Raw genomic sequence first — 18,288 nt, forward strand, 5'->3', positions numbered from 1 at the left:
ACACCATGCTTTGTCGCCGTTTGGTGCGTCAGGTCAGGGCGTTATTGACGCCCGTCGTCATTGCCTTGGCGTGAAATACGAATGTCGCGGTGGATCGATACACTCATTAACAATCCAAAACTGACCAAAATGGTCATCATCACCGTGCCACCATAGGACACAAGCGGCAAGGGCACCCCAACGACCGGGATAAGGCCCATGACCATGGCAATGTTGATAAAGACATACAAAAAGAAGGTTGATGTCACACCAATCGCAACCATACGGCCGAACTGGTTATGGCACCGAAGCGCAATCACATAGCCATAGGTGATGACCAGCGCATAGAGGAACAGAAGGGCAAGGCCACCGACAAGACCGAATTCTTCGCCCAGCATGGTGAAGATAAAGTCGGTTTGCTTTTCAGGCAGGAAGTTCAAATGGCTTTGGGAACCAAGCATGAAACCCTTACCAAACAACCCGCCAGACCCCAACGCAATCTTGGACTGGGTAATATGATACCCCGCACCCAATGGATCGTTTTCCGGGTTTAAGAACGTCAACACCCGGTTTTTTTGATAATCACGCAGGAACTGCCAGCCAATCGGGATCGCGGCCAACGCCGTGCCCAGAATAAGGCCGAATTTCCACATCCGCACGCCAGCTAACCAAAAGATCACGCCACCCCCAGCAATCAGCAACAAGGCCGTACCCAGATCAGGCTGACGCAAAACAAGGGCCGCAGGTGCCAACACCATCAAAAGCGGCGGGATCAACAACGTGATGCGTCCGCTATCTTCAATCGTCAGACCTTGGAAATAGCGCGCAAGTGCCAAGACCAACGAGATTTTCATCAATTCAGATGGCTGCAGTTGGAAGAAACCGAGATTGATCCAGCGCTGGGCGCCCATGCCGATGTCGCCCTTAATTTCCACCCCGACAAGCAGCACAAGGGCCACAAAATAGGATAGATAGGCCAGCCTCAGCCAGATACGAATATCGGTGATTGCGATAAGGATCATTAACGCCATGCCAACGCCAAAGCGCATCATCTGACGCTGTGCCCACGGTTCAAGCGATCCGTTTGCCGCGGAATACAGCATGGCAAACCCGATGCCCGAAAGGGCCGTGATCAGGGCAACCAGTGTCCAGTTCAGCAGTAAAAGACGCCGCCCGATGGGCACGTAATCGGGATCTTCACCAATGCGATATTTACTAAACGCCATGTGATTAACCCTCGCCTTCTTCTGACTGGGGGGGCTTGGAGCGCAGCTCTGCGCTTGGCTGCGTATTTGCGGCCGATACCCCGGGTCTTGCGGACTGAAGTTCCTGTGCCTTGGTTAAAAGGTCACGCACGATTGGTCCCGCCACGGATGACCCGCCGCCGCCATGCTCGACCACGACCGCACAGGCATATCGTGGGTTGTCAACGGGGGCAAAGGCCACGAACAGCGCGTGATCGCGATATTTCCATGGCAATTCTTCATTTTTCAAAACGCCCGTGGTTTGGCGTTCGCGCATGGTAATGCGGCGGACCTGACTGGTACCACTTTTGCCCGCCAGTTCCATGCCCTTGATATCAATCCGGGCACGATAGCCTGTTCCACGCCGTTCGTTGCTAACCCCGTTCATGCCGTCACGTACGCGTGCCAAATGGGCACGGTTGATCTGAACGTCTGGGAATTCCTCGGTCTGACGGGATGTGACGCCGTCGGGGGTAACATGGTCGCGTGTCAGATGCGGTTTAACCGCTTTGCCGGATGCGATGCGGGCCACCATGGTGCATAGTTGCAATGGCGTGGCCAAAACATACCCCTGACCAATCGACGCAATCAGTGTTTCGCCACCTTGCCAACGTTTACCAAGTTGAACCTGTTTCCAGTCTTTGGTCGGGATCAGGCCGCTGCGTTCATTGGGAAGGTCAATACCGGTTTGATCGCCAAGGCCAAGTTTGTTGGCCATCGCGGCAATTCTGTCGATGCCAATTTTTTGGGAAATGTCATAGTAATAGACGTCGCACGAATGCTTAAGCGAGTCATGCATATCGACCCAACCGTGCCCGCCACGTTTCCAGCAGTGGAAGCGTGAATTGCCAAGGTCAAGATGACCATTGCAAAAGACCTTTTGGTTCGGCGATATGATCCCGCTTTCAAGACCGGCCAAGGCCACACACATTTTAAAAGTCGACCCGGGCGCATAGGTGCCGTTAACCGCCTTGTTCGAAAGCGGGGCGTAGGGGTTGTTCACCAGCGAATTCCACAATCGATGTGAAATGCCGGTTGTAAATGCGTTCGGGTCATAGGTCGGGTGTGACGACATCGCCAGAACTTCGCCGTTATGGATGTCCATGACGACGGCAGATGCGCTTTGTTGTTCTGATAGGCGCTGGTTGGCGTAACGCTGCAATTCAAGGTCAAGCGTCATGACAACCGTGCTACCGCTGTCACCTTCTTCACGATCAAGTTCGCGGATCACGCGGCCAAGCGCATTGACCTCGACCTGACTTGTCCCGGCTGTGCCGCGCAGGGCGAGGTCATAGACCTTTTCAATGCCACTTTTACCGATGGTAAAGCCAGGCAACTCCAACAGCGGATCGCCGTTAAGTTCTTTTTCTGACACCGCGGCGACATAGCCCAAAGTATGGGCAAGATGCGGTCCTTCGGGATAATCGCGCGACCGTCCGGCATCAATGATCAGCCCGGGAAGATCGGGGGCATTCACGCCAACCCGTGCCACTTCATCCCATGTCAGGTTGTCGCGTACTGTGACGGGCACAAAGGAACGGCGTTTTGCAACATCGCGTTCCACCCGTTCAATCGTGTCCGGGCCAAGCTCGATAATCTGGCTGAGGATTTCAAGCGTGCGGCGTACATCCGGCGATTGTTCGCGGACGATCAGGATATGATAATTCTGCCGATTGACCGCGACTTGTGCGCCAAAACGATCCGTGATCAGGCCACGGGGCGGGGGCAGCAAGCGGTGCGAAATGCGGTTTTCATCCGCCAGTGTCCGGTAACGATCACTTTCAAGCACCTGCAAATAATACATTCGTGCGGCCAGACCGGTCAGCAAAACACCCTTTCCCGCGCCCAGCATAAGGGCACGGCGGGTAAACATTCTAAATCGGTCTGAATCGCGGTGCCACATGGGCGAAGGTTACCTGTCTATACTCGATACTTTGCCGATGTAATCCGGCTGGTGAGGGCCGTTCTATCCGGCTTCGCGGTGTATGGGAACCGTAATGTTACATCATAACGTATTGTGGTTGCCAAAACATCAATTTCGCCGGCGTATTTCTGTTGGTTGTCGCTGTGATGCTGGGCCTTATACATAGCGCAGCAAGCTATTTTGGGTGCGTGCCAGCAACCACGCGACAATCGGAAACAATAGAGCGGTAAGCATATAGCTAATCAGCGTTGCTTTAATTGGCAACAGCGCCCCAATCAGGGCAGAGCTTAACAGCCATTGCACCAGCAATGACGGGATCGCAACCAGCGCAAATCCCCACCACATCACGACAAATGATTTATTGTGGAAAAAACGGCCCTGGTTGGCCGATATCGTTTGCACAAGCAACAGCACAAGCGAACTGACCCCCAAAGGCAAGCCCAGCAAAAGGTCCTGCAAAACACCAAGCAAAAAGGCGGTTAACCCGGTCAGCAGGTCAGGTCGGTTCACTGACCAGTAAAAGACCGCCATCAATGCCAAAGAGGGCGAGGCGGCCGACAGCAAAGGCAGGCCGATGGGCAGAAGATTGATCAGAAGAAGGACGAAAACACTAAATGCCGGAACAAGACCACGCGCAATAACGTCCAGTCTTTGCCAGACGCTAGGTTTCACGGACGGTCCCCTTCTTGGGTTTGCTCAGATGTGTTTGCCTGACCGGCCTGAATTTCGCTGTCATCGGGCACAACGCCAACACCTGCTGGAATTTCTGGCGCAAGGTTGGTCGCGGCCGGGTTTTTGGGCGACAGGCTTTGGCGAATGCGTTGCTCGCTCAGGATGCCGTGCAGTCCGTAATTGGCAACCCGCAGATACTCCAACTGATGGCGATGGAACAGCGGGGCAATCCGAACGGCATTTTCTGAAACGGATGACACAATGCCGACCGGAATACCGGGCGGGAAGGCGCCGCCATGGCCGGAGGTCAAAATACGATCACCGGGGGCGACGGATGCATCGGCTGTCAAAAAGGTCAGAAGCGGACGGTTGGTGTTGTCACCAGAAACAAATGCACGATCGCGGGAGTTCTCAACAATGACCGGCACACGCGAGTTAATATCGGTAATCAGAAGAACGCGCGATGCCTGATAGCCGGCTTCGGCAATGCGTCCCACAAGGCCCTCGTCGGCAATGACGGCTTGACCCTTGATCACCCCATCCCGTGATCCAGCCGAAATCATCAGACTGTGGGCATAGGCCCCACCCATGTCGGCAATAACGCGTGACGTCACAAGGTTCAACGATGGTGGGGTGGTGTAATGTGCAAGGTCACGTAGACGGTTGTTTTCGTGCGACAAGTTACGCGCGGCCTGCTGCCATGCCAGCAATTGCCGGTTTTCGCGGCGCAGACGTTCGTTCTCCTCATAGAGGTGCGCGAGATTGTAAAGCTTGTCGGTAAATTCGTCGATGCTTGCCGCGGGACGAGACACGATGCTCATTATCGGCGACACAAGGTCCGCCGATGCGGCGCGAATGCGTTCAATCAGGACTGTATCGGCCTTGCCCAAAAGCATTAATCCAAAGGCCGAAAAGATCAGCAGAATGAAAGCGAAGCGGTGAAGCGCCGTACGTAACGGCGAAAAGATACGCTGCTGCGGACCGCCATGCTGTGCCAAGTGTATTCCCCGCAATTTCGAGAAAGGTTACGCAAGATCCCACATGGGATATATAACCTTAACGAAATCACCGAGTCGCGTCCAGTGCGGATGCAACCCGGTGAAAATATTTTCGATCAGATCAAGATTAGTATGCTGTGTGCAGAACGTTGCGCAGCATCTTTTTCTCTTCCAATGCGCGACCGGTACCGAGCGCGACACAGGAAAGAGGATCGTCTGCGATCGAAACCGGAAGGCCGGTTGCATGACGCAAGACATAATCAAGATTGCCAAGCATTGCGCCACCACCGGTAAGCACGATGCCCTTGTCAACGATATCTGCTGCCAGTTCCGGCGGGGTCTGTTCAAGCGCGACCTTAACGGCCTCAATGATGGCAGAAACCGGCTCGGCCAGGCTTTCAGCGATCTGACGTTCGGAAATGATCAGTTCTTTTGGCACACCATTCATCAGGTCACGGCCACGGATTTCAACCGTTGCACCATCCCCATCATCGGGTGCGCATGCGGAACCGATTTCTTTTTTGATACGCTCTGCGGTGCTTTCACCGACCAGCAAGTTATGAGTGCGACGGATATAGGCGATGATTGCCTCATCCATTTTGTCGCCACCAACACGTACTGAACGTGCGTAAACAATGCCGCCAAGCGACAGAACGGCGACTTCGGTCGTACCACCACCGATATCAACAACCATAGAGCCGGTTGGCTCGGTAACCGGAAGACCAGCACCAATTGCCGCTGCCATCGGTTCGTCAATCAGCCAAACCTTACGGGCGCCAGCACTTTCAGCACTTTCCTGAATTGCACGGCGTTCAACAGCGGTCGAACCGGATGGAACGCAAATGATCACTTCCGGGCTCGCAAAGTTGCGACGGTTATGCACCTTTCGAATGAAGTGCTTGATCATTTCTTCGGCGATATGGAATTCGGCGATGACACCGTCACGAAGCGGGCGGATCGCCTGAATATACCCCGGAGTACGACCGAGCATTTGTTTGGCTTCTTCACCAACGGCAAGAACTTGCTTCTTGCCTTTTTCGTCGGTAATGGCCACCACGGATGGTTCGTTAAGAACGATGCCTCGTCCTTTGACGTAAACCAGTGTGTTAGCGGTGCCCAGATCCACCGCCATGTCGGAGGATAAAACCCCAAGAAGCTTGGAAAACATTCCTGCCCTATGCCCCGGTTAATAGTAAAATCTTGAATACGAATGTACCGGCTTTGATAGCGCAAGGAGTAAGCCGATGCACGAATAATCTGCTCAGGGGATTGAGGAATAATTAAGGCGCGACAAATTCTTGAATTAAGGCGACAAAAACATGATCAGGAATATAGCCTTGGCGGTTTAATTCAATTTTTGCTGTTTTTCCCGTCAATCGCGTGTTCGGACAGGAAATTGAGGATTGTGGTCACAACAGGCGGACTTTCTTCAACCACAAGGGTTTTACGAGTCGCTTGTTTCTCAGGCATTTCGCTGCTGTCGACCAACTTAAACGCGACCGTTTCTGTATTGGGACCAATGTCACGATCCATACGCCATTGGCACCATTCTGGTGGATTAAACCGATCATGCCGCACTGCGACCAGTAAACTTGGCACAAAATTATCCATTTCCGACATGCATTGCGGACGCAGGCCGACCAATGCGCGATATCTTTCGGGAATGCGTTTGGCGTGCCCGTGGCGGTAAATCGCAAATTGTGCCGCCGCCGCGCCATAGCCGTAGCCAAATATCGCAATTCTTTTGGGGTCTATTTCTGGCTGTTGAGCAAGATAGGAAAGCGCGCTTAGCGCATCAAACCCCCAATAGGTTACCCCGTGTTTGGGTTTATCAAGCGAACCACCCGTGCAATAGGATTGCGATGGGTGGGCTTGATAAGGGGATATCACCAAAACACCAATGCCGGCGTCCTGCAAAATCGTAATCCACTTTTGCGGGAACGCATCATCGCAATCGGGTAGGGCAACAACTGCTGCATATGGCGTGTCGGGTGATCGCGCTGCAGGGCTTGGTGCAAAGAAGCGTGCCGGTATATCGGCCTGCAAGGTGTCATCGACGGCTGGAATGGCTTTCCCTTCGGCCAGAAGGCGTTGGCGCAGCCCGCTTACCGGATAAGAAAGTGCTGGCACGACGACCTTTTGCCCAGTATCGGCCTTTACGATATCGGGCGTCAGGGCAAAACAGAAAAAGGCGGCGAAGCAAGCGAAGCGTACCATCGTCGCAAAGCCAAAACGACAATTTCCCAAAATGAGCAACCTGATCATATCAGAACTCCTTTGTACCAAGAATTGATATTACCACAGATTGATTGGGTGGGGCATGTTTCTATTGATTGCGGGTAAAATTGATGAGCCGTCTAGATGACGATTGCGGCCGCGCAGGCATAAAAAAAGGGCGGCGAAATCGCCACCCTTTCACAATTCTTGCTTTCAACCCAATCAGGATGCCATGGCGTCCGGTGCGGTTTTTTTGCTTTTCTCGATCAGCTTATTCACCGCCGTTACATAGGCCACGCAAGACGCAACTACGGTGTCGGTGTCTGATGCGTTGCCAACCACAGTGCGGTCTTCACCGTCAAGTTTGACTGTCACGGTACCTTGGGCGTCGGTTCCCTCAGTCACGGCGTGTACTTGATAGAGTTTCAGACGCCAGTCATGCGGATAGATTTCCTTGATCGCGTTAAAGGTCGCGTCAATCGGGCCGTCACCGGTGGTTTTGGCGGTTTTGCTCTCGCCGTTAACATTCAGTTCCAGTTCCGCGGTTTGTGGGCCTTTGGAGCCACAGCTGACGCTCAGGCTAACGAATTTGATGTATTCGTTGTCGCGCATGCCATCATCGACCAAGGCGACGATATCGTCGTCATAGACTTCTTTTTTCTTGTCGGCCAATTCCTTGAAGCGCGCAAAGGCGTCTTCAATGGCATTGTCACCCAATTCGGCAAAGCCCAGCTCTTTGAGCTTTTCTTTAAAGGCATGACGGCCGGAATGTTTGCCCATCACCAAGCTGGATTTGTTCAGGCCGATGCTTTCGGGCTTCATGATCTCATAGGTTTCGGAGTTTTTCAGGAAACCGTCTTGGTGAATACCACTTTCGTGGGCAAAGGCATTGGCACCAACGATGGCCTTGTTGGGCTGCACCACGAAACCAGAAACCGCCGAGACCAAGCGTGATGCGCTCATGATTTTGGTTGAATCAATGCCAGTTTCATACGGGAAGGCATCATTACGGGTTTTCAACGCCATGATCACTTCTTCAAGGGCTGCATTACCAGCGCGTTCGCCCAAACCGTTAATGGTGCATTCGATTTGACGTGCACCCGCATGAACAGCGGCCAAGGAGTTCGATACAGCCATGCCCAAATCGTTGTGGCAGTGAACAGACAAGATCGCCTTGTCGATGTTCGGCACACGGTTAAACAGCATGGTCATCAGGTCGGCATACTCGGTCGGAGTGGTATAGCCAACGGTATCTGGGATGTTGATCGTGGTTGCGCCGGCATCAATGGCGGCTTCGACGCAACGGCACAGGAAATCGTGCTCGGTCCGTGAACCATCTTCTGCCGACCATTCGACATCGTCGGTGAATTTGCGTGCCAAGGTTACGCTTTCAATCACCTTTTCCAGAACGCGTTCTGGTTCCATCTGCAATTTATATTTCATATGCAGCGGGCTTGTGGAGATAAAGGTATGAATACGCTTGTTTTCAGCAGGCTCAAGCGCCTCAGCAGCGCGTTCAATGTCACCCTTGGCCGCACGGGCCAGCGAACAAATCGTCGGGCCTTTGATTTCCTTGGCAATTTCATTGACTGATCGGAAGTCGCCGTTCGATGCGATGGCAAAGCCAGCTTCGATAACGTCAACTTTCAAATCCGCCAGCGCCTGGGCCACACGCATTTTTTCATCAAGCGTCATCGATGCACCTGGGGACTGTTCCCCATCACGCAAGGTGGTGTCAAAAATGATAACGCGATTGTCGTTTGCACTAGCCATTGTCTTGTTTCCTGATCAAACGGGTCTTGCCCGGTATATTTTAATTCTGTCTGGAAGGAGTGCGGGCCGTCTGGCGCGACTTTTTCCCCTGAGCTGCGGCACCGTGATCAACTATTCTTGCGTGATCTGGTCCGTCGTCTTTCGCTCAGGGGCGAGTAAGTCGTAGCGAGCCTAGTAGGGCTGCGAGACCAAGTAGACCGGTAAGGAGGTTTACAGCAGACAGCGCAATGGCGCCCGAAGCAGAGGCTTCGGCGCGATCGGCAAATGCATTGATGTTGCAATTGTCTGCGGTCATCGGTCTTCATCAAATGGTTTCTAAGCCAGACTGTGCTGGCGACATCCTCAATTTCATCGGACCGCGCGTTTAGGTCAAGTAATTTTTGTATCTTTTCGCGGCTTTTTTGAGTGGAATTTAGCGAGGCGGTCGCGGCGATGGCGCGGCGTTGGTTGGGAAATGGGCTTTCAGCGGGGCTTGGCCTGCGCAACTTCTTCGTCAAATAGTTCAACTATTTGAAAAAGGCGCTGGCTGCTTTTCGCGTTATCAGGTAGTGGTTTTGCCCTGATTTTAGAACTTGATCGATTTGCTAGGGTGGTATTGCCTACCCTAAGCGCCACGCTCGTCACAGGAATATTCCATGGTCAGTCTGTCTTTGATCGGGGCCTTTATCCCGACTGCCTTTTTTGTCTCGATCACGCCGGGCATGTGCATGACCCTTGCGCTGACGCTTGGCATGACAATTGGCCTGCGACGGACTTTGTGGATGATGGCGGGCGAACTGGTCGGGGTGGGGATTGTTGTTGTGGCCTCCGCCCTTGGTGTCGCGGCGGTGATGTTGCAGTACCCGGCAATCTTTGCGGTGTTTAAGTATATCGGCGGTGCCTATTTGACGTGGCTTGGCATTCAGTTGTGGCTGTCACGCGGGCGCATGGCGATTTCAACCGATGTTGGCGAGGCCAAGACCGCAACAGCGTTCGGGTTAATGACCCAAGGGTTCATCACGGCCATTGCCAACCCCAAGGGCTGGGCCTTTATGATTTCCTTGCTGCCGCCCTTCATCAGTTTGGAACATGCAATCGCGCCACAGCTTTCGGTGTTGGTGGCGATTATTTTGATGACCGAGCTGATTTGCATGACGCTCTATGCGACGGGCGGGCGTTCCTTGCGCAAGTTTCTGGAAAAAAGCGGCAATGTCCGTATTCTCAACCGCATCGCAGGTACCTTGATGGTCGCTGTTGGTGTCTGGCTTGCGACCAGCTAGGCCGACGACCTAAACCGAATGTGACGTTTTGGCAGGGCTGAAACGTGGCTCGGCCATAAAAAAAAATCGCGGATAAAACCGCGATTTTTTGTTTTGTCGTGATGTCCAATGAACGTCCTTTGCCCAAAGGCAGGTCTACCACTGCATCATCTTGCCTTTAAGTGCGCCCATGCGTTCATCTTCGTTCTTAAAGGTCTGGCCCGATGCAATTCCGTCTTGCATCTTCGTGATCAGCAGCCATTCCTTCACTTTCATGAAGCGCGGCGCAAGGAACTGGTAGGTGTCTCGGACAAGGCGCACGGCAGCCGGGCCGCGTTCAACCGTCAGGTTTTCCCACTCGACAATAAGCGGTTCCCACGCCCGAAGGCGGCGGTGCAAATCATCGCGCATACTGCGAATATATTGCCGTTGGGAGCTGAAGTTTTTCAGCACGGACATGATTTCGCCGGTGTTTGCATCAATCTCGTCAAACGATGTTTCAAACTTCTTCTTGGCGTCATCAAGAAGGCGAATGGCCTGCGTGACCGTTTCTAAAACACCTTTTTCGTGGGCATAGATGCGGCGGAGCTCCTGCATCTTGCCATCAACCATTTTGATGCTTCGGTATTTTTCGCGCAAGGTTTCGACATAGGACAGTTCATCTGCGACCTGATGGACCAGATTGACAACTTCCTCGCGGTTCTCCTTGCCCAATCCAAGTTTCTCGGCAACTTCATCAAAGGCTTGGTTGATTTTCTTTTTGGTACTCGGATCTTCTGCGATTTGCATCAGCTGATCGGGATCCGTGATCAGCTCTTCATTACCGGACATCCATGTCACCAACTGCATGGTGATACGGTTATAGGCAATCGCTTGGTGTGCCTCGTCGACATCCCAAGATGCTTCGCCCGTCAAAACTTCAAGCGGCAGGTCGTCGCCCGGATGCAATACGTTAATGAAATTAAGGGCCTTGTCGATCAGGCTGATCAACTCGCCATCTTTGGAATTTACATCAATGTTAAACTCACGACAAATCGCGCGCAAAGGCAGCGAAACAACCGATCCCTCGGCCATTTTTAGCACAAAAAGCGCTTCGTCCGAAATGTCAGACTTTTGAAAGTGGCATTCTTCGAACGTCTTAAAAATTTTGTGTTCAAGTTCAATCTTACGTTCGGGTTTCTTTGGTGTCATACGGTTGCTCCGCCCCGCAAAGCCATGGGATGATTATGTTGGATGAGGTAACGCCGAATTTAAGAGGGCGAACTGCTCATTTTGGCTTGGCAAGATACGTCTGGTGTCCTCAAGTGTCCGTTTCTGTATGTATGGTTATGTCATACTAACAAGTTGGGCATCATTTTATTTTTTCATCGGGCCAGCATGTCTTTTTTTTATTGAGACACACAGGTGTTTCGTCCGCTTTGTTTTGCTTCGTACAGCGCATTGTCCGCACGATCAACAAACTCGAGTATATTCTCTCCTAGGCGGTAGTTGGTCAAGCCGATTGAAACGGTTAACTTACCGAAAGTCTTACCTGTTTTCTTATTTATGATCTGTTGGGCCGACACATTATCGCGCAACTTGTTTGCCAGCTTTTCGGCATTTTCGAGCGACGTGTCGGGCAGGATAATTGCAAATTCCTCCCCGCCATAGCGCGCAACGGTATCTGCCCCCTTGGTCGAGTTTCGAAGAACACGTGCCACGGCCTTTAATACGCCATCGCCGGTTCGGTGACCGAAATTGTCGTTAAATGCCTTAAAGTGATCGATGTCGATCATAAGCAACGAAAGTTCCGCCCCGGTTTCCATAGTGGTCGTGACGGCGTGGCGAAGCGACGTGTCGAAATTCTTTCGGTTGGCGATCCCTGTCAGGGTATCGGTCATCGCATCGCGGCGTACAAGTTCCAACTCGCTGCGAACGCGGCGTACTTCCTGATGGTATTCGCCAAGGTCGCTGCTGAAATTCCCATAGCGGTTGCGCGCTGTTTTTGAGACCTTTGACAGTTTTTCGGTCACAGCACGGGTATCTTCGAGCGAAATATCTTCATCGCTAAGGGTGTTGGATGCGGTATCGATTTCATCGCAGAATAATTCAGTGTCGATCATGACGGACTGAACTGCTTCTTCCACCCGTTCTACCGCTGCCTGTAATCCTTCAACGCCCTGGTCGAGTTTTTGCTCGATGCCGTTGCAGCCAAGATACTTGTGGTAAACCCGAAAAACGGTTTCTTCATCAAGTTCCTGGGTGTTGCGAATCAACACCTTAAGCAACTGGCTCAGTTCAGGGACTTCGTCTGTCAGATAGCTGTAAAATACGTGATAAACCTGCGGGGTGGGTTGCAGGTTAAGCTCACTAATCAGTGTCATGACATTCTGCGCGATGTCCCGAGGATTGGCGATCTTGGTGGTTGCTGTCGCTGTCACTGTTTGATTTTCCGATCAGATAACTACTGTTCCTTGATTGTTTCACCTATGTCCCAGGTCGGTCTCATCGATTGCGTACGCTGATGGCCCTGCTCGTTTCTCGCATCGTTTAGACGTGCGTGTTTTTATGTGTCTTATCATCATCGTTCGAATGGCAGTCAAAAGTCACGAGAAACCGTCATGGCAATTAAGACAAATTCTGTCATCGCCGCGTGATGCCTAGATTCCCGCCGATCAGCCTTCTACGCCAATGGGCTACATTGTCCTTGGGTAAGTGGCTGTAATATTTAATTTTCAAGGGACTCGCAGCAAGGTGTCTCCGATACAGACCCTCAACCTATGCTGGTACTATTCATGGTGAGGACGTCATGTGTCTCAGTCATGCTTTTGAGTTTTACACTTCTTGTGGGCATCGTGATTGGTCTAGGGGATTGGAGTGTTAGTGGCTTGTTTCATGAAAAGTGACCAGAGGTTGGGATAATCGGGCAATTGATCTGACCTTATTGTGTCTCAGCTCTCTTTGCCGGAGGTCGAGGTTTCCGCAACGTTGTGGTGGTTGCGGGTTTGCGCGTTTGGTGTTGTCTGCGTTTTGGTTTTTCAACCAAAGGGTTTTATAGTGGTGTCGTATAAGGTATCGCATTAAAAAAAGAACTTTACACATGAATACATTGCACTACGCCGAAAATTCGCGTAATTTTGAAACAATGCAGTGTATCTTTCAGGTGCTTGGTTGCTTTCTGGTTGATTGTGGTCGACGTTCTTTTGGGTGCAGTGCATGGGTTTGTTTTCTTGCATTCGCCTTACGGTAAATGCGCATACTAAACTAAGGACGACGACGGATATGGCTACCGGAACGGTTAAGTGGTTTAATGCGACCAAGGGTTATGGCTTCATCACCCCGGATGAGGGCGGAAAAGATGCATTCGTGCACATTACCGCTGTTCAGCGCGCTGGTTTGCAGGGACTTGATGAGGGTCAGAAAGTTCAATTCGAGCTGATTGAAGGTCGTAACGGCCGCATGTCGGCAGAAGAACTCTCCATCATGTAATTGATTTTGGATTGCAGCTTTTGCTGACAACCGTTAACGCGCCGGTTTCCGGCGCGTTATGCGTTTAAGGGGTTATGTTGTAAGCTACCGTTCCAAAGACGCACTTACAACGAGCACCGAATTTCATGAGCCTCGACCTGCCAGCGGCACCCGCCACAAAAGACGCCAAAAGCCAATCTGAATGGCGCCATGCGGTTCGCCGCGCTTTGCTGGGATGGCGGTCTGCACTTGATGCGGCAACGCATCACTCCCTTTCCAATCAAATCCGTGCGCACTTCACCGCCTTTCTTGAAAGCCGGGCAGGGGCCACTGTTGCCTTTTATTGGCCGATCCAAAATGAAATTGATTTGCGCCCCGTGATTGAAACCCATTTACGGGCAGGCGGCACAGCAGCCTTGCCCGTGGTGCCGGGCAAAGATCAGCCAATGGTGTTTCATGATTGGACCCCCGAAACAAAGATGGCGCCCGGATTTGCCCGGATTCCCGAACCGCAGGATACGGACCCGGTTGCTGTTGACGTTTTGCTGGCCCCGTTGGTTGGTTTTGACAGTGCCGGCTATCGATTGGGCTATGGCGGGGGATTTTTTGATCGGACATTGGCCGCGGTTAAACGCCGGCCATTGGTTGTCGGTATTGGGTTTGACGCCACCAGACTTGGCACAATCCTACCCCACGAATATGACGTTCCGGTCGATGTGATCATTACCGATCGCGGGATTCAGATGCTCGGCGATTCGCTCATTGCGGCCGAAGACAAAACCGATGTTTCATCATCGCCCTGTCATCTGAGTTCCTAAGCAGCAAGGCCGTGGTAGGGCGCGTCACGTAATCTCATGGCACGTTTTGCTAACGCTTTGCGACCGATCCCCAGCGGATAGCGTTATTCTTCTGCGCGCTCTGTCTTCGTGCAATCACGCTCATAGCTTTGCTGGATCGGGAAGGCGGGTAACCATGATTCGCGTCGGCAGGTCCAAAGTTCATAGGTTGGCTTAAGCTGATCGGGTTGATCAAGCGTTCCTAGATTGAACTCAAATTCGTCATCACTGCGCGAAAAGACAGATGATCCGCATGTCGGGCAGAAATGTCGCCCTTGATAGGCGTTCGTTTCACCGTTGATCGTTACTGCGTCTTCGGGGAATATTGCCGATGCGTGGAAAAGCGCCCCATGGTGTTTGCGGCAATCCATGCAATGACACAGGCCAACGCGGTAGGGCTGCCCTAATGCTTCGATGCGGATCGCACCACACAGGCAGCTCCCCTTAAAACGATCCATTTTCGATACCTCACCGTTACGCGACGTAAAAAAGAATGATCGCGCTGGTATCGGCTGACGTCAACGACGTAGGCGGGAGAAAGCAGCCCAGACCGCATTGCGAAGCGAAAGCGTGCTGCTTATGTGGTTTTTGTCAGTAAATTCTAAGGGAGTTTGAAAAGGCGGAAAGTTGGCTGGGGAACCTGGATTCGAACCAGGACTGACGGAGTCAGAGTCCGTAGGTCTACCGTTAACCTATTCCCCAACAAAACTTTCTACGCCGCGGCACAGGCTTGTGCGTTTGGCGTGGGCGGTATTTATAAAACCAACTGGGCTTTGGCAACCCTTTTTTCGAGGAAGCGACACATCCATGTGTTTCCTGCATAGGGCATTTGCCTTGTCAGCGATTGTCGTTACACTCATATAGCTGATTCGCAAACATGTCACATAATTGACGTGTTAGCATGAGACACACATATAACGTTGGTCATAGAAAGCAGGTTTAGAAAGGTGAAGCAGGTTCATCCTCATAGCAATTCGCAAGGGGTCGTCAACCCTGATGGCGGCGCTACGATGGGCGACCATGCGGTCCTTGATGTGCCCGAAAAGCCCATCTTGCCAAAGCCCGGCACCACCGTTCACACCGGAATTCCGGTGGGAAAACCCGCCCCTATGATCGATTGCATTACAGCGCCACTTTACGCCGCCATCGATTTGGGCAGTTCGAACTGCCGCCTGTTGGTCGCGCGTCCATGTAATGATGGCTTTAAGGTCATTGATGCGTTTTCACGCGTCGTACGCCTTGGCGAAGGGGTGCGCGAAAAAGGGTATCTGTGCGAGTCCGCCATGGACCGGGCAATTGATGCGTTGCGCGTTTGTGCGAAAAAACTGCGCCGGCATGCAGGGGCCAGTATCCGCGCCGTTGCCACAGAAGCCTGCCGTTCGGCCAACAACTGCGATGAATTTATCGAGCGTGTGCGCAACGAAACCGGCATTTCGCTTGAAATCATCAATCCCGATGAAGAAAGCCGTTTGGCGCTTCAGGCCTGCTCAGCACTTTTGGATGACCGGCCCTATGCGGTTGTTTTCGATATTGGCGGCGGCAGCACGGAAATCTGTTGGATCAAGGTCGATGAAACCGGCAAAACCGAATGTCTTGAAACTCTGTCCATGCCGTGCGGTGTGTTGTGTCTGACCGAACGCTATGCCTCGGTCGAGGAACGCCGCCAACGCTTTGAAGCGATGCGCACCGAAATCCGCGACCGTTTGGCGGAATTTGCCAAACGCAACAGCTGTTCGGACATGCTGGGCGAAGACATGGTGCAAATGATTGGTACATCCGGCACCGTGACCACCTTCTGCGGTATTGCGCTCGGCCTTGAACGCTATGAACGGCATAAAGTCGATGGGTCAGATCTGCGCTTTGATGACGCGGAACGTGTCACAGAGCTTTTACTGCGCATGGAAAATGACAAGCGTAAAGGCCATCCGTGTATCGGCAACCAACGGGCCGAGCTAATGGATGCTGGCGCTGCGATCTTTGCCGCGATTCGCGATATCTGGCCATTGGCAACGCTTAAAGTTGCCGATCGTGGCCTCAGAGAAGGTATTCTCGTCGATTTGATGCGCGCAGACGGCCACGCTATTGACCCGTGCGATGCACGCCGTCATACAGTGTCGCATATCAAAACCAATTCCTGATCGGTCATATCGCATAATTCGATGATGCCGATGGGACGTTGGTCAACACAGAATTCAGTTCAGGAAATATCATGAGCGACAAGAGCAGCGGAAAAGGCGGCACGCGCCGTCGCAAGGGTTCGGCCATTGCCGCAATTGATACCGGCGCACGCCGTGGTCTTCGGACCCGCGTTAAAAGTGCCAAGGGCCGCAAAATTTCATCAACCCGCTGGCTCGACCGGCAGCTTAATGATCCGTATGTGCAAGAAGCAAAGCGTCTTGGCTATCGCTCGCGCGCGGCGTTTAAGCTGATTGAAATCAACAATCAGTTTGATTTACTGCGTCCGGGAATGCGCATTGTCGATTTGGGTGCTGCACCGGGCGGTTGGACACAGGTCGCTGTGGACATGGTCGGCTCCAAACAGGGTAAAGGCCAGGTTGTTGGTCTTGATATCCTTGAATGGGAAGGCCTTCCTGGCGCGACCTGTTTGCAGGCCGATTTCCTCGATCCGGCTGCACCGGAAATGATCAAGCATGCTCTTCAGGGGCCGGTGGATGCGGTAATTTCCGATATGTCCCCGGAAACCACCGGGCATCGTCAAACCGACCACATCCGCATTATTGATTTGGTTGAACATGCCTTGATGTTTGCCGAGGAAGTCTTGGCACCCGGGGGTATTTTTATCGCCAAGGTGTTTAAGGGCGGAACGGAAACTGATTTGCTTAACCGTGTGAAAAAGAACTTCCGCGTTTCCAAGCATGCCAAGCCACCGGCATCGCGCCCCGAAAGCCCAGAAGCCTATTTGATCGCAACCGGTTTCCGTGGGCAAAACAATGCCCAGGACGACATCAACAGCGCAGAAATCCCCACAGATGATACATGGTCCCCGGTGGAATAACGCCGGGGCCTGATCGGCTTTGATCTGACAAAAACGGCAGTTTTCAAGGCCTGCGGATTAATCACAAATGCCGTTGCGCTATATCAAATAGTTTTTGGCGAATTGTCGGTTATAACCATTTTAAAGTGGTGCGCTTGGTTGGTTGGAAGCCAAGCCGTTTTCGATCTTTTCAGGCGCACATAGCGGGCTGAAATTCGTTGGGGGAATTTGATGAAGCAGGATCAGTTGTTTGTGACGGGTGTCGAACGGTTTTTCGAAGAAAGCGAAATCATCGTTTCAAAAACCGATACCAAAGGGCGGATCACATACGCCAACGACGTGTTCCTGCGTGTGGCGGGCTACAGCGAAAAAGAACTGTTGGGCCAGCCCCACAGCATTATCCGTCATCCGGCCATGCCGCGATGCGTATTTTCGTTGCTGTGGCAAACCATCGAAGCCGGTCGCGAAATTTTTGCATATGTAATTAATCGCTGTGCCAATGGCGATCATTATTGGGTTTTGGCCAATGTCACGCCGACCATGGGCCCAGATGGCAAGATCATTGGTTATCACTCAAACCGTCGGGTGCCGCGTCGCGATGCACTTGAAAAAGTGATCCCGCTTTATGCCGCCCTTTGCCAAGAAGAAGAAAAAGAACGCAACCGCAAAGACGGCATGGCACGCGGAACTGCCATGGTTGGCAGTCTGCTGGCGGATGCGGGCATGGATTACGATCAGTTTGTCTTTACCCTATAAGGCATCCTGTAAGGCGGATTTGCGCCGCGCTTTGCGGTTTAAAGACAGGTGATCTGTATGTCGGTGTGGGGAAGCAAAAAAGGGGCTCGCCTGACGGCAGCCCCATCGACCAGTTTCTAACGCAACCCATCAAAGATTGCAGCAATAAATTCGCAGGGCTGTTATGGGCGCAGAAAACTTGGCATATGGGTCATAACGTGTATAAGTTC

General features: G+C 52.4%; 16 protein-coding genes and 1 tRNA gene. 6 read left to right on the forward strand and 11 right to left on the reverse strand.

Annotation, left to right across the window (positions count from 1 at the left end; all coding sequences use genetic code 11):
- Positions 1-41: 41 nt before the first annotated feature.
- The 7 genes from rodA to HCZ99_RS15865 all read right to left on the reverse strand — a co-directional run bounded on the left by rodA (position 42) and on the right by HCZ99_RS15865 (position 8,807).
- Entirely contained in the window at positions 42-1,205 is a 1,164-nt protein-coding gene (gene rodA / locus HCZ99_RS15835; protein WP_167447998.1) for a rod shape-determining protein RodA, read from the reverse strand.
- A 4-nt stretch (positions 1,206-1,209) separates the two neighbouring features.
- Positions 1,210-3,096 carry a penicillin-binding protein 2 gene (gene mrdA / locus HCZ99_RS15840; RefSeq protein ID WP_254869652.1) on the reverse strand — a complete coding sequence of 629 codons (1,887 nt, stop codon included), beginning with the start codon at positions 3,094-3,096 and terminating at the stop codon, positions 1,210-1,212.
- A 207-nt stretch (positions 3,097-3,303) separates the two neighbouring features.
- Positions 3,304-3,819, reverse strand: coding sequence for a rod shape-determining protein MreD (gene mreD / locus HCZ99_RS15845; protein WP_167448000.1), 516 nt, complete (start codon positions 3,817-3,819; stop codon positions 3,304-3,306).
- Entirely contained in the window at positions 3,816-4,817 is a 1,002-nt protein-coding gene (gene mreC / locus HCZ99_RS15850; RefSeq protein ID WP_167448001.1) for a rod shape-determining protein MreC, read from the reverse strand. Before mreC ends, mreD begins: the two co-directional genes overlap by 4 nt.
- A gap of 127 nt (positions 4,818-4,944) precedes the next feature.
- Positions 4,945-5,985: a rod shape-determining protein gene (locus HCZ99_RS15855; RefSeq protein WP_167448002.1), complete on the reverse strand. Its 1,041-nt coding sequence runs from the start codon at positions 5,983-5,985 to the stop codon at positions 4,945-4,947.
- 182 nt (positions 5,986-6,167) lie between these two features.
- Positions 6,168-7,082, reverse strand: a complete 915-nt coding sequence (locus HCZ99_RS15860) for an alpha/beta hydrolase family protein (RefSeq protein ID WP_167448003.1) — start codon at positions 7,080-7,082, stop codon at positions 6,168-6,170.
- Between the two features lie 174 nt (positions 7,083-7,256).
- Positions 7,257-8,807 (reverse strand): 2-isopropylmalate synthase, encoded by a 1,551-nt coding sequence (locus HCZ99_RS15865; protein WP_167448004.1) that lies wholly within the window; start codon positions 8,805-8,807, stop codon positions 7,257-7,259.
- A gap of 635 nt (positions 8,808-9,442) precedes the next feature.
- Here HCZ99_RS15865 and HCZ99_RS15870 point away from each other — a divergent pair.
- On the forward strand, positions 9,443-10,066 hold the full coding sequence (locus HCZ99_RS15870; RefSeq protein WP_167448005.1) for a LysE family translocator: 624 nt from the start codon (positions 9,443-9,445) through the stop codon (positions 10,064-10,066).
- Positions 10,067-10,201: 135 nt separating this feature from the next.
- Here HCZ99_RS15870 and HCZ99_RS15875 read toward each other — a convergent pair whose 3' ends face one another.
- The gene (locus tag HCZ99_RS15875) at positions 10,202-11,236 is read right to left on the reverse strand and encodes a hypothetical protein (RefSeq protein WP_167448006.1); all 1,035 of its coding nucleotides are present in this window, start codon (positions 11,234-11,236) and stop codon (positions 10,202-10,204) included.
- A 197-nt stretch (positions 11,237-11,433) separates the two neighbouring features.
- A complete protein-coding gene (locus HCZ99_RS15880) occupies positions 11,434-12,465 on the reverse strand; it encodes a GGDEF domain-containing protein (RefSeq protein ID WP_368484274.1) in 1,032 nt (343 codons plus the stop codon).
- 841 nt (positions 12,466-13,306) lie between these two features.
- Between HCZ99_RS15880 and HCZ99_RS15885 the strand changes: the two genes are divergently transcribed.
- Positions 13,307-13,513, forward strand: coding sequence for a cold-shock protein (locus HCZ99_RS15885; RefSeq protein WP_007090786.1), 207 nt, complete (start codon positions 13,307-13,309; stop codon positions 13,511-13,513).
- A gap of 125 nt (positions 13,514-13,638) precedes the next feature.
- Positions 13,639-14,310 (forward strand): 5-formyltetrahydrofolate cyclo-ligase, encoded by a 672-nt coding sequence (locus HCZ99_RS15890; RefSeq protein WP_167448007.1) that lies wholly within the window; start codon positions 13,639-13,641, stop codon positions 14,308-14,310.
- A gap of 83 nt (positions 14,311-14,393) precedes the next feature.
- On the opposite strand, the gene HCZ99_RS15895 is transcribed toward HCZ99_RS15890, so the two are convergent.
- Together HCZ99_RS15895 and HCZ99_RS15900 are read right to left on the reverse strand one after the other, a co-directional pair.
- The gene (locus HCZ99_RS15895) at positions 14,394-14,786 is read right to left on the reverse strand and encodes a GFA family protein (protein WP_167448008.1); all 393 of its coding nucleotides are present in this window, start codon (positions 14,784-14,786) and stop codon (positions 14,394-14,396) included.
- A gap of 170 nt (positions 14,787-14,956) precedes the next feature.
- A tRNA-Gln gene (locus HCZ99_RS15900) sits at positions 14,957-15,030 on the reverse strand.
- Positions 15,031-15,338: 308 nt separating this feature from the next.
- On the opposite strand from HCZ99_RS15900, the gene HCZ99_RS15905 reads away from it, so the two are divergent.
- The 3 genes from HCZ99_RS15905 (at position 15,339) to HCZ99_RS15915 (ending at position 18,079) form a co-directional block, all read left to right on the forward strand.
- A complete protein-coding gene (locus HCZ99_RS15905; RefSeq protein ID WP_167448009.1) occupies positions 15,339-16,466 on the forward strand; it encodes a Ppx/GppA phosphatase family protein in 1,128 nt (375 codons plus the stop codon).
- 71 nt (positions 16,467-16,537) lie between these two features.
- Positions 16,538-17,344: an RlmE family RNA methyltransferase gene (locus HCZ99_RS15910; RefSeq protein ID WP_175581545.1), complete on the forward strand. Its 807-nt coding sequence runs from the start codon at positions 16,538-16,540 to the stop codon at positions 17,342-17,344.
- Positions 17,345-17,554: 210 nt separating this feature from the next.
- Positions 17,555-18,079, forward strand: coding sequence for a PAS domain-containing protein (locus HCZ99_RS15915; RefSeq protein ID WP_167448010.1), 525 nt, complete (start codon positions 17,555-17,557; stop codon positions 18,077-18,079).
- Positions 18,080-18,288: the final 209 nt, after the last annotated feature.

Source organism: Thalassospira lucentensis (genome assembly GCF_011806425.1).
Taxonomy (GTDB): Bacteria; Pseudomonadota; Alphaproteobacteria; order Rhodospirillales; family Thalassospiraceae; genus Thalassospira; species Thalassospira lucentensis_B.